We start from the raw sequence: 12,741 nt of genomic DNA, 5'->3' as shown, positions 1-12,741 counted from the left end.
TCACTTTTGCATAAGCTTTTCACGCGCGAACAGGGCCGCCCCCAGGGCGCCGACGGTCTGCGGATTTTGGGCCAGCCTGACTATCGTATGCCCCAGCCTGCTTTCCAGTGACCTGACCATGCCCTCATTCTTGGCACACCCACCCGTGACCACGATATCCTCGACGGCGCCAAGACGGTACACCATGGCAAGCAACCTGCGGGCTATGGAGTCGGTCAGCCCGGCGGCGATGTGGTGCACCGGCACCCCGTTATTTATCAGCGTGACCACCTCGGATTCTGCGAACACGCTGCACTGTTTGGTGATGTTGGCCGGGTTGTCCGACTGCATGGAGAGTTCGGAAAACTTTTCCAGCGAGCAGTGCAACACCCTGGACATGGCCTCGAAGAACCTCCCCGTTCCAGCGGCGCACTTGTCGTTCATCTGGAAATCCAGCACCCTGCCTTCATCATCAATAGAAATCACCTTGCAATCCTGCCCGCCCACATCGACAACCGTACGCGCAGCCGGGTGCAGCCAGTGGGCGCCACGGGCATGACAACTGATTTCTGACATGTTGTCATGGGTAAGGGAAACCGTCGCACGGCCATAACCGGTACCCATGATGTACTGCAGGTCTTCAATCGTATTCAGTCCTGCCAGCTTAGCCGCCTCGCCCAAAACCAGAAAAGCCGTTTTCTCCGGACTTGTGGTGGCCTGTACAACCGCCCAGGCACGGATTTCTCCATCGGCCATGATGACCGCTTTCCCGGCAGCAGACCCGAGATCACAACCAGCAACGAGCATAAAACCTCTCCATAGTCATTTTCTGCGGCAGACGACCTTTGGCACCCAAGAGAGCATGAGCACTTCGACATCACATGGCGCATGTCGTACAGAAGCCAACGAACTCATCGAGCTTGTGCCGGAATGCTTGCTTGATTTTTTAGTGGCAAAGACCGCCTGCCGCATTTTCTGCAACCCTTCCCTGCTTTTTTCAATTTTTCTACAACAAGCCGTGTGCGTTGAAAAACTCCGTAATCTGGCGCTTGAGCACATCAAACGGCGTGTAGCGCGGGTCAAAGTTATCCACCGTCAAAATCAGCAAGGGGATCTTCAGGTCGCGGCAGGCTTCTTTGATGAAAGCGATGGAAGCGGACTGGTCCTTGTGACCTACGTGCCCCGGGAAGAAAACACAATCGCATTTGTAGTCCCTGACGATCCGCGTTATGTCTTCGATCATGACATCCACGGTCCCCCTGGCCTGCCGAATCATCGGCACCTCGGCCATGTTGCGCTTGGCAAGCCCGAGCAGCATGCTTTCCACGCTGGACGTATCGATATGCTCGTAGGGGGTATACCCCTGGAAATCCATGACGATATTGGCGCCACACTCTTCGGCCAGCCAGGCCGCCAACGGATCGGCCCAGGTCGGCACCAGGTCGGCCCAAAGCACCCTGACCTTCTCCTTCGGCAGCGCTCCGATTCCCTGTTTGACCTTCTGTTCGGCGTCATAGGCCAGCATCTTGAACATCTCCGTCGTTTCCGGGAGCCCGGCGGTAACATGCTGCGTTGCTCCCCACCCCAGTTTTGAGCCGACAAACGAATCATGCGGACACGGGATGGCGCGGCGCAGTTCGTTGTATTCCGCCCAGGCAGCATACTGCTCGTTGGTTCGTTCGACCACCTCGCGCAGCTTGTTGTAATCCATCTTTCTCCCCAGATGGTCCTCCAGGAACGCGATCATCCTTTTCAATTCACCGGCAAAGTAGACGTAATCCTCCTTGTCGTTGCCGTAGGCAGGGTCGAGGATAAAAGTAGGTACGCCTTTCCAGGCATCGGTGTTCTCCCACGCCTCATGGATGGCCGACTGGGCGTCGCACGGCTCCAGCATGGTGATCATGGCGGTAGGAACGGGCACCAGGCCAGCCTCCACCCCATATACGCCCAACTTGATCAGCCCACACATATCGGACGGAACGGCCGAGGCATCCATCCCCTCCAGGTCACTGGTAAACGGCTGATGGGCCAGGATGTTGTCGACAGCGCAGAAATAGTGCACGTCCATGGCGGCAAAAATTTCCGGCGCATTACCGTACCAGCCGGAAAGCAACGGCTTATTGTTTTCGATGCAATCGATCGTTTTCTTGTCGTTTTCCAAGATGATACCGAAGAACTTCAACAGAACCGGATTCGGTTCCGGTGATGAGCTGATGCCGTCAATGAAGCTCTGAATACGGTCACGATACTCGCAAAACCGCTGCAAGCCTCTCTTCTCATTTGACATGTTTCGCCTCCACAATGCTTTCCGTAAACGCCTGAACCCTTGTTTTAAGCTGGCCGATGCTGCCGAGAACATATTCCACCTCCAGTGACAGATACGGGATGTTATCCCTTTTGAAATGTCTCGACAGGTTGAGCAGTTCCAGCCCCCACAAATCGCACTGTGGCAGGCGGACCGCAACCACGCCGTCAACCCTGCCGGACGTTGCCATATCGCTGGCATAGGCGTTCCTGGCGGCAGAAGTGCCATTAATGCGCGGGTCGGCCGGATGCTGCATCAACTGATAGCGTGACAGTGCCGTCAGCAGATCACCCGTGGTATCCACATCACAGGCGCAGCCCCTGGAGCCGTAGCCAAGGGAGTCCGCAACAACAAGACCGCCCTGGCTTTCGATTATCTCGATAAGTTTCGGATCATCGAGTTCTCCGCCAATTACCATCAAGCGGGCTTTGTAATCACTGATACCCTCAGCATTGGCACAGTCGTCCAGCAGCTGTTTGAGGATGGCATTGTACTGCTTTCTCGGCATGCTGCCCCCGGCAACCATGACGGCCATTGCCTCGGCACCCGTTATGGGAGGGGCCTCGCCTTTTCTCAGTTCATGGAGCCGTCGCTGGAGACCTCGGGTCTCATTGTGCAGAGTGATCGCATCGCACAGCTTCTCGTCCGTGATCTCGACCCCGAAATGCTCCTCCAGTTCTGCTTTGAAGCGCTCCAGCTGCAGCCGGTATGCCTCAACCTGCTCAAGCCCGCTCTTTTTCGGAAACGGCATGAAGTGCTGGTAACCGACCTTGATCTTGGCAACCCAGTTGTCATAGAGCCTGCGCATATGGTCACAGTTGTTGACTGAAACAACGCCATCCAAAAACCCCAGATCCCCGCGCAGGCCGGAATCGAAGAAGTGCCGGACAAGGCTGCAGTTCACCTGGGTAAAGCAGGTTTCCGAGAGTTCTGAACCGGTACTGCCGGTCGCTCGCATGCGATACGGCAAGAGCCCTGCTGCGGTGATCAGTTCCTCCGGGATATAGTTGTACATGCATCCCAGAACCTTGCCCCCCTGCTGTTTCCACTCCTTTACCGCCGGACCGGCAAGTGTGCCGGCCGCTTCCTGCAGCTGCTGCAGCGCTATGGATTTCAATGTATTAGGCATGGTAATGACCCTCTCTTCTTTTAACTGATGGGTAATCTCCCGGAGCGGCCATCAATGGTGGTGGTGCTCCAGCAGTTGCTGGCCGATAAGAGCGGCGACATGGTTGCGGCACATCATGATGCCGTGCTTCATGACATGATCCGATTCATCCGCATCAGATGAATTGATGATTTTGTCCCACTCGTTGACAAGCGTGGTCAACTGAGCGATAAGAATGTCCCTTTCAAGTCCGCCGCCTGCTTTGCACATAACCGGTCCTTTCTCTGGTTTTGCTCAGTTGTATATGCCTGCCATCACGCCGAAAGCCTGAAGCGGTTGACCAGCGCCTGCAGTTTTTCAGCGCTGGCATCCAGGTTTTGGGCGGCACTCAGCGAATCCTTGATGGCATACTCCCGTTCCCGCACAACACTACTTATGCCATGAATATTGTTGCTTATCTCCTGCGTGGTGGCGGTCTGCTCCGCCGCAGCCACGGCAATCTGATTGACCTGCACGGTTACCGCCCCAACTTGCTGCAAAATATCGTCAAGGGCTTTGCCTGAACGATCGGCACCGCTTGTTCCCTGCTCAACCTCCATTGCCCCTTCCTTCATGGAGGCGACGGCAGCGTACGTTTCCGTCTGAATCGTTTTGATCATGCTGCCGATTTCACGGGTTGCATTGGTGGTCCGCTCCGCCAGGGCGCGCACCTCATCGGCCACCACGGCAAACCCGCGCCCCTGATCTCCGGCGCGGGCTGCCTCGATAGCTGCATTCAGCGCCAAAAGGTTGGTCTGATCGGCAATGTCTTCAATGGTGCCGACAATCGTGCCGATCTGGTCGGAACGGCCACCCAACTGCTCAACCGTTATGGACGTCTCTCTGAACCGCTCGGCAATGCGCCCCATCACCGTAATACTCTCCTTGACCACTTCCACGCCTTCAGCCGCCGAATGGTTCGCCAAGGTTGCCGCTTCGGCTGCCTGATGGCAATTTTGCGAAATTTCGCCGGAAGTCGATGCCATTTCCTCACTCGACGTCGCGGCGATCAGCGCTTGCTCGAGAACCCCGCCCACGGCTGTTGCCATAATTTCTGATGAGGCATGCAACTGCCCTGACGAAGCGGCAATACTCGAAGAGGTAGTGGAGACCTGCCCGATCAGGTCGCACAGGTCGTCGGCCATCTGGTTGAAGGCCTCGGCGAGTTGCCCCATTTCATCGCCCGAACGTCGCGCCACCCTCATATACAGTTTGCCAGCGGCAATCTGCCGGGCACCTGCCATCAACGAGGTGATGTTCCTGTGCAGCAAATTTGAAATCAGGAGAGCAAACACTACCCCCAAGGAAAGGGCCAACACCATCGTGGCCAAAATCATCCGACGCGAGGATTCATACAACTGGGCCGCACGCGCTACCGCCGTTTCGCTTTCCTGGTTGCAGTAGCTCACCAGGGCCGCCATATTCTCATGGGACTTGGTGTCCTCCTTGATCGCGTCCACCTCCAGGATTTGCCGGGCGGCCGCCTGTTGCCCCTGGTTCGACAGTTCCATGGCCCTGGCATGGGCTTTCTCCGCGTAAGCTTCCTGGGATGCTTTCAAATCGGCCAGGAGCCGTTTCCCCGTGTCCGTGACCAGAAGTTTGGCAAGGCGTTCTTCATTTTCCAGATAAATGGCATACTGATTGTTCATCGTCTTCTCAAACTGCTTCTTCTCGTCTGGCGATGGCGAAAGGATATGCCGCAACTCCAACACCTTGAACGAGTTTGATTCACGGGTCATATTGGCAACACACTGGACTGACGGGAGCCACCGGGATTGTATTTCACATGAAATCCGATTCAGACCGGCCATCTCTTTAAGCGACATGGCACCGAGGATAAAAGTGAGAACCAGCAGGACGGAAAACGTCAACCAGATCTTTGCACGAATCGATATATTGCGAAGCTTATTCATTTATCAGCACCCTGGCCTCTTTGCTGGTATGGTCTATCCTGGTAGGTCGATACAGTCCACCCATGCGGCGACATGGCCCGCACTGTTCAGAACCATGCCGCCGTGGTGGGAAATTAGAACGCCCAGATCACCTTGACCCAGTACTTGTCGCCTTCCGGCTTGTTCTCCACCAGCATTTCTTTCTGGTATTTGGCCTCGATGCTCATGTTCTTGTAGTCGTACTTGACCGTGGGGCCGATGGCGAAGACCTGCCCCTTGTTGCCGTCGTTGGCGGCAGCACCCGCGCCATGGTCATCGGACACCTGCTTGTAGAAATAGCCGGTGGCACCCATCGTCCAGGGACCGGTATGGTAGGCGGCCGCGTAGTCGAAGTGGAATTCCTGGCCGGAGGTGTACTTGGTATCCGTGTTCTCGGTATTGAAGTCGTACATGAACTTTCCGGACAGTTCCAGGCCGTTATCACTCAGCAGGGTGCCGGTGAAAATCGGCTGGATGGTCCAATAGTTCCTGCCAAGATTGACAAGCCTGTTTTTGTCGTACTGCCCCGTAGGCGCGGTAATCTCAAAACCAGTAGCCGCGTGCCAATTCTTGGAGTGCCATGCCAGCACGAACGGCGAAAAGGAAATGTCGCCCACGCCACTCTTGGTGCTGCTTGAGTTGCCGCCGGGAGTGCCGAGCGTGCCACTGCCATTGATCAGAGGGACGAGCGCATACATACCATAGTTGGCGCCCAGCAGTTGATAGTTGGTCATATAGACGAAACGAGACACGTTGGCGGTGACGTTGACGTGGAAATCAACTGGCTGTTTGTTGCCATTTTTGTCGTTAAGTTGGTCGGCTGAATAATGGGTGAGGTAGTTGAGGTAGTACAGGCCCGGTGGGGGAAGTGCCCCCGCCATGACGCCTTCAGCACCATTCGGATAGGTACCGCCACCTCCTTCGGTGGCCCCAGCGGTTGCCGCAGACAGGGTTATTAGAGCACACAGAGCCAGCCCAGCCAAGCACCTGACAGATTTCACACGTATCTTCATTGAAAGTTCCCTTCCTTATATTCAGTGAATTGTCGATTAACGGGGGCGTCAGCGACGCCCCCTGAAGCATCTATAGCCACATAGTCCCGTCACGTATGCAATATTTGGCGAAGAGGCCCCTTATTTCCCCAATTCCTCGAGAATGCTTTTGGCGGCAAAACGTCCGCTATTGACTGCAAATCCATATGAAGAACCTGATGCGGAGGTAAGCGTATAATCGCCGGAATACATCCCACCCACGTCATTACCTGTCACGTACAGGGCGGATACGACCACGTTGTCGTTCTTGTCCAAGGGGTGTAAATACTCATCAACCTTCACCCCACCAACCGTTGTCAGCAGCACCTCCTTGATTTTGACGGCATACAGCGGGCCATTTGCATCAATTGCCTGCAAATAGCGCTCATCCTTTGCAAAAGCATGGTCCTTGTTCACGGCAACGTCTTTATTATATTCGGCGATGGTTTGTTTCAGGGCGTCAAGGGGCAGCTTGGTTTTTGCAGCCAATTCCTCAAGACTGGAAGCCTTTACGACAAACGGGTTACCGGCGGCAATCGCCTTGTCCCAGATTTCATCGAAGTTGGGGAATTTCTTTCCGGGCGGCACAACGACACCAAGACCAGCTTCAAGCCCTGTTTCCTTTAAACGCTGCTTCTGCTTTTCATCAAAAATACCCCACGCCAGTTTCTGGCGCTTGATGGCGTTTGCGGCAAAGGGGAAGTCAACAGCGACATATTCGTTGGTAAACCGCTTACCGAACTTGTTTACCCATATGTTACGCGGCTCTATGCCCATACAACCGATAGCAAGGTCGGGACGCCCCCCAGGCACGGCATCCATAAGGGCGACGAACTGCAGGATATTCATGCCTTCCACGTCGGCGCCAAGCGATATGGCCATATTGATGCCGTCTCCGGTCTTTTTCAAAGGAGCCACATTGAGGACATTCTCCATGCCCGTATACTTCTTGATCATTTCAGGACTGTTGGCAAAACCTCCCGTAGCGATGATGACGCCGCCACGCGCTTCGGCAATGACCTCTTCACCCGCTTTGTTCTGGGCCTTGACGCCAACAGCGCGGCCGTCCCTGACGATCAGGCTCTTGCCGGGGGTCTCAAGCAGCAGGGTAACATTCGGATTTTCTTTGATCCTTGCGTACAAGGCCCGTATTAATGCCGCGCCCCTACCTTCAATCAGGTGCCACGTCGGGTTGTTGGTAAAATGGTTCCTTGAAGGGCCTTCGAACTTGACACCTTGGGCCACCAGCCAGTCAATGGTCTTGGCCGATTCATTATGAAAACGCCGAACGAGAGCGGCATTGGCATTCCAACGCGTGTCCGCCATTTCCTCGTTGAAAACATGATCCTTGGTCAGCCCGATTTGCTTGAGCCGCTGCATCTCGGTTTCAACGCCAAACACACCTTCAGCAAAGTTGCCAGTGCCACCGACCATCTTGTCTTTTTCCAGCAAAATGACCTTTGCGCCGCCTTGTGCAGCGGTGAGTGCCGCGCTTAAGCCCGCACCGCCGGCCCCAATAACAACAACGTCGGCAGAATATTTCTCAGCGGCAAATACGCCATTCACGCAGATCGTAGCTACAAGCACAGCTACGAGACATGCTGTCTTGGACAAGAATGAAACACTAATTTTCATGAATCTTTCCTTTCGTTGTGGTTTGTCCATCGGTCATAGTGATCCAAGTATGCTTGCTTGTCTCCTTTCATCGTTGTTAGTGCTGCGAGTGGCAGGTAGCACAAAAATTTTCGTCTACCTTGTGACCATGGTGGCACGCATTACACTCAACATCATCGTAGTGGCTCTTATGCGGATTGAACTCTCTCTTTTTGGTGCGTTCAGCAACCTTCTGGTACGAGTCATGACATGCCAGACATTGCTTGTAATTGAAGTTCTTTTTATCTTGGTCTCCGTGACAGTCTTTACATGTGACACCGTATGTTTTGTGCCTGTCGGCAGTAAATGGTTTATTCGATTCGGCACATACCTGGCTTGCCCCATAAAACAGGGCATAAACCAGTATTAGAATGCATGCTTTACCTAGACTTTTCACAATACTGCTCCTTTGGCGCTTGAGAATTTAATCGACTGTGTGGCGCTCAGGTATTTGCTCGTACCGTGCCAATCGAGAAATATTAAATAACATATTGAAATTATTATTATTTATTTTTGCAGCCCCGCGCCGCCAGCCTTGAGCGACGCCCGTTTGTCTTTTTTATGGATTTTTTATGTACAAAATATGGACTGTGTGATAATTTTGAAAAAGCTCGAATTATCAACGCATTGTATACAATGGAGGCAGTACATGAAGGCAAGCGAGCTCGACCTGAGGCAGATACTTTCTTTTAGTCCGAAGGGTGGAATAATGAATTTCATGGGGCATCGCACCCTTATTATCGACGCAATGGCGATGGGGCTCCTGCGAAAAGAGCTTATTGAAAATCTGGGAGCATTTTCTGCCAGAAACATTTTGACCAGGCTGGGCTATGCCCATGGTTGGACGACTGCAGACAACCTCGATACCGAGTACTCGGACCTCTTGCAAGACCCCCAATGCGGCCCCACCTTGCATATGCTGCAAGGCGCGGTAAATGTGGCAAAGTGTGAAATCGTTTTTGAGCCCAGTTTCAGGATGTTCAATACCTGGCAGCAATCATATGAAGCAGAGCAGCATCTGTTGCATATGGGCATTGCCCATGAACCCGTGTGCTGGATGCTTACCGGCTACGTTAGCGGGTACTGTTCACGAATGCTGGGGGAGGATATTTACTGTATTGAAAGCCAATGTTGCGCCAAGGGCGATCCTTTGTGCCACAACGAAACCCGAACGCGTGAAGGATGGGGGAGCCTGATTGACCCATACCTGCCTTATTTTCAAGCCGAAACAATTGGTTCCATGCTCCATGAAGTAACAGCCAAGCTGATGAAATCAGAGAAGCAGATGAAATTGAAACGCTCTCTGATGGAAGATGATTATGACTGCTGTGGCCTTACGGTGAAAAGCAAGACCATGCGAAACACTCTTGACCTTGCCAAACGCATTGCAAAAGTCGAATCGTCGGTTGTGATTACTGGTGAGAGCGGCGTAGGCAAGGAGCGAATTGCCAGGATAATACACAGCGAGTCGGCGCGTGCCCTGCGGCCGTTTGTTGCAATCAACTGCAGCGCTGTTACTGAAACGCTTCTGGAAAGCGAATTTTTTGGGCATGCGAAGGGATCTTTCACTGGCGCAAACAAGGACCGCTTTGGTTTGTTCGAGGCAGCAAGTGGCGGCACTCTGTTTCTTGACGAGGTCGGTGAGATTTCTGCAAATATGCAGGCAAAACTGCTTCGAGCTTTGCAGGAAAGAGAAATCAGAAGAGTTGGTGAAAACATCTCCCGGCCGGTGGATGTCCGGATCATAGCAGCCACCAACCGTGACCTTTCCGACGAGGTCGCTGCCGGTCGTTTCCGCGAAGACCTCTATTACCGCCTCTGCATCTTTGAGCTTTTAGTGCCTCCCCTGCGCGACAGGCAGGAGGATATACTTTTGCTGGCACGTAATTTTTTAAATACGGCAACGGCCAAGATCGGCAAGGAAGTTATCGGATTCATGCCCGAGGTGACCGACCGGTTGGCACAGTACAACTGGCCGGGAAATGTCCGGCAATTGGAGAATACGATAGAGCATGCTGTGGTACTTTGTCAGGGCAAGCGCATCGAACTGAGCGACCTGCCCAAGAGCGTCCGTTTCAAGAGTTCCGGCAACGCCCACGCCGACATGATCAGGCCTATGGAAGAATTTGAGCGAGAGCAGATACTTTCAGCAATAAAACTGCTTGATGGAGATAAAACTGAGGCAGCGAAACGGTTAGGAATAAGCAGATCTTCTCTTTATCAGAAAATAAAACGATACGAAATTACATAGACCTGCCATTCGCTGGCAAACTTGTGTCGGTATAAAACCGTTGGTAATGACAAAATTGTCAAAGAACTGGCCCCAAGTAGGGTGCAACTCTGTACAGCTCTCACGCATTTGTGCACAGAAAGCGGCGTAGACGTCATGCCTACGCCGCTTCTACATCAATTCTTGAGATACTTGACGGCGCTCTTAGCCGCTTCGCGGCCGGAGAATACTGCAAAGCCGTAGGCATGGCCTGAAGCCCAAAGAGTATAGGTGTCGCCATAGAGCCCGCCGACGTCACAGCCACCCGCATAGAGTCCCGGGATAGCTTGGTCTTTCTTGTCAGTGACCTCCATGTCGGTGTTTACCCTGATGCCGCCAATGGAAACGAAATGATAAGGGAATATCTTGAGCGCATAGTACTTGCCTGATTTAACCGGCTTCATCCACCGGGGATCTTTGACAAATTGCTCGTCATATTTGTTTTCAGCATATTTGTTGTACGCACCAATCGTCTTCTCCAGTTTTTCGGGAGAAACACCTATCTGACGGGCAAGGCCTTCTATCGAATCGGCTGCCTTGAAGCTTTCACTGCCTGCTGCAAGAGCCCCGTTGATTTCGTTTTGCAGGTTAGTCAACTTGGTAGTGACCGGCACCAGTACCCCAATACCGTTGTCCACACCTTTTTCCATCACATACTTCACCTCTTCATCGGTAAAGACTGTCCATGCAAAGGCGTCGCGCTGCCGGGAAATCGCGTTACCAGACTGGGCAAAGCTGAATGCCACGGATTCGTCTATGAAACGCTCGCCATATTTGTTCACCCACAGAAACGGCTGCCACGTCATGGTATAGAGGTTGCCAAGCGGGATAATGCCTTTGCCTTCGGTCCCGGGATGGAGCATCAGGTTAAGTCCTTCGGTTTCAGCGCCAACCTTCTGGGCCATCAGGATGCCGTCACCGGTTTTGTTGAGAGGAAGCGTTGGTTTGAATTTTTCAGGATCGAACTTGGTCCATTTCCGTACCAGTTCCTTGCTGTTGCCAAACCCGCCAGTCGTGATAATGACCGCTTTGGCCTTGATGGCAATGGTGTTCCCAAGGGCGTCAACAGCTTCAACTCCAGCCACCTTGGAACCATCGTAGATCAGCTTCTTCGCAGGCGTCCTGAGCATGAACGTGACGCCCTGTTCCTTGGCCTTGGCCTGCAAGGTGGTGATAAGAGCCCCCCCGTGGATATATTGCCCCTTGTTCAGGATTACGTGCCACACCATCGGCTCGGTTACGGAAATGTGAATGGGGTCGAGGCCAACGCCCTGATTGGTCAGCCATTCAATATTTGAGGCAGAGTTTTCGACAAACTTTCTGATGATCGGGGCATTGTTCAAATAGTGATTGAATTCGATAATGTGTTTGTAGGCTTCGTCTTTGGATAATCCATAGGATTTTTTGCGTTGAAGGTCTGATTCTACGCCGAAAGGCCCCTCTGCAAAGTTGGAGCTTCCACCAAGGTACGGGTTTTTCTCGAGTACAATCACCTTCGCTCCGCCGTATGCGGCTTCCAGGGCGGCGGACATACCGGCGGAGCCACCTCCGACCACGACTATATCGGTGCTCATGGTTTTATCAGCCGCATAGGCGCCGCTCGACACCGCTATCACAAGCAGCAGCATCGCACTCTTCATTGTCTTGGCAAATCTCATAGCTTTAGATTCTCCTTTTGAAATTATGTTCTCGGATCATCACAATGCGGATCGACATGATCGCTGCAATATGGCACCCATTCTACTTATGGCGCGTGAGGGGGCCATGGCAGTTTTGGCAGAAGGCGTCCAGCGGTTTGTGCCCTGAATGGCAGGCGGCACATTCTATATCCAAGAAATGCGGGTTTTTGTGAGGGTTGAGATGCATATCCTTCGTTTTTTCGGCCAACTGGTCATAACTTCCGTGGCATGCGAGACATTTTCCGTTTGCGACAACACTCTTGGTGTCTCCTCCGTGGCAGGAAGAGCATTGCGCCCCGATGGCTTTGTGCTTGTCCGCCATAAACTGGCCGCTGTCGCCCGCATACAAGTTAATGCTAAAAGACAGCGCAGCTACGGCTGCAACCAAACTTGCTGATAACATCTTTTTCATCAAACGACCTCCTTACGGGATTGGTGTTGCACCTAGTAAATTCAAAAATCCTTCAAGATCAGCCAGACATATTGCCCCCCCCACACTGTTTCCGGCGCTCATGGCCTCTTCCCCATCACCTCCTCTGGCCTGCGCGGTGTGGTTGTTGTGCCCCGATACCAAAGACCTCGGATGTCCCAAAGCATGACGTGAGGCAACAGTCTCTTATCCAACCACCTGATAATATTAAAATCTTTAATGTTTAAGCACCTACCATGCCAGCCATGGCTATTTTGCGTAACCGACTGCGACCGTTAGATTTTCCAGCTTTTTGAAACCTCATGCCTTTTGTATAC

The 12,741-nt window shown here is 53.0% G+C and carries 11 protein-coding genes; 1 reads left to right on the top strand and 10 read right to left on the bottom strand.

Translation table 11 applies throughout. The annotated features are described in order from the left end of the window. The 8 genes from FO488_RS05720 to FO488_RS20595 all read right to left on the bottom strand — a co-directional run bounded on the left by FO488_RS05720 (nt 1) and on the right by FO488_RS20595 (nt 8,443). On the bottom strand, nt 1–786 hold the full coding sequence (locus tag FO488_RS05720; RefSeq protein WP_149209669.1) for an acyl-CoA dehydratase activase: 786 nt from the start codon (nt 784–786) through the stop codon (nt 1–3). A 199-nt stretch (nt 787–985) separates the two neighbouring features. Further along, nucleotides 986–2,266 (bottom strand): 2-hydroxyacyl-CoA dehydratase subunit D, encoded by a 1,281-nt coding sequence (locus tag FO488_RS05715; RefSeq protein WP_149209668.1) that lies wholly within the window; start codon nt 2,264–2,266, stop codon nt 986–988. After that, nucleotides 2,256–3,413: a 2-hydroxyacyl-CoA dehydratase subunit D gene (locus FO488_RS05710; protein ID WP_149209667.1), complete on the bottom strand. Its 1,158-nt coding sequence runs from the start codon at nt 3,411–3,413 to the stop codon at nt 2,256–2,258. Before FO488_RS05710 ends, FO488_RS05715 begins: the two co-directional genes overlap by 11 nt. A 51-nt stretch (nt 3,414–3,464) precedes the next feature. Continuing rightward, complete coding sequence (locus FO488_RS05705) at nt 3,465–3,662, bottom strand: hypothetical protein (RefSeq protein WP_149209666.1); 198 nt, start codon at nt 3,660–3,662, stop codon at nt 3,465–3,467. Between the two features lie 44 nt (nt 3,663–3,706). Continuing rightward, a complete protein-coding gene (locus tag FO488_RS05700; protein ID WP_149209665.1) occupies nt 3,707–5,344 on the bottom strand; it encodes a methyl-accepting chemotaxis protein in 1,638 nt (545 codons plus the stop codon). A gap of 113 nt (nt 5,345–5,457) precedes the next feature. After that, entirely contained in the window at nt 5,458–6,375 is a 918-nt protein-coding gene (locus FO488_RS05695) for a transporter (protein WP_149209664.1), read from the bottom strand. A 120-nt stretch (nt 6,376–6,495) separates the two neighbouring features. Next, the gene (locus tag FO488_RS05690; RefSeq protein ID WP_168205914.1) at nt 6,496–8,028 is read right to left on the bottom strand and encodes an FAD-dependent oxidoreductase; all 1,533 of its coding nucleotides are present in this window, start codon (nt 8,026–8,028) and stop codon (nt 6,496–6,498) included. A gap of 76 nt (nt 8,029–8,104) precedes the next feature. Next, complete coding sequence (locus tag FO488_RS20595; protein ID WP_168205913.1) at nt 8,105–8,443, bottom strand: cytochrome c3 family protein; 339 nt, start codon at nt 8,441–8,443, stop codon at nt 8,105–8,107. 252 nt (nt 8,444–8,695) lie between these two features. Here FO488_RS20595 and FO488_RS05680 point away from each other — a divergent pair, with 252 nt between their 5' ends. Then, a complete protein-coding gene (locus tag FO488_RS05680; RefSeq protein ID WP_149209662.1) occupies nt 8,696–10,297 on the top strand; it encodes a sigma-54-dependent Fis family transcriptional regulator in 1,602 nt (533 codons plus the stop codon). Between the two features lie 155 nt (nt 10,298–10,452). On the opposite strand, the gene FO488_RS05675 is transcribed toward FO488_RS05680, so the two are convergent. Both FO488_RS05675 and FO488_RS05670 read right to left on the bottom strand, forming a co-directional pair. Further along, nucleotides 10,453–11,973 carry an FAD-dependent oxidoreductase gene (locus FO488_RS05675; protein WP_149209661.1) on the bottom strand — a complete coding sequence of 507 codons (1,521 nt, stop codon included), beginning with the start codon at nt 11,971–11,973 and terminating at the stop codon, nt 10,453–10,455. 82 nt (nt 11,974–12,055) lie between these two features. Continuing rightward, complete coding sequence (locus FO488_RS05670) at nt 12,056–12,406, bottom strand: cytochrome c3 family protein (protein WP_149209660.1); 351 nt, start codon at nt 12,404–12,406, stop codon at nt 12,056–12,058. Between the last annotated feature and the right edge of the window lie 335 nt (nt 12,407–12,741).

This window comes from Geobacter sp. FeAm09 (assembly GCF_008330225.1).
In the GTDB taxonomy this organism is placed as follows: Bacteria; Desulfobacterota; Desulfuromonadia; order Geobacterales; family Pseudopelobacteraceae; genus Oryzomonas.
The sequence above is the reverse complement of the archived record's forward strand: the minus strand, read 5'-3'. Positions and strand labels throughout refer to the sequence as shown.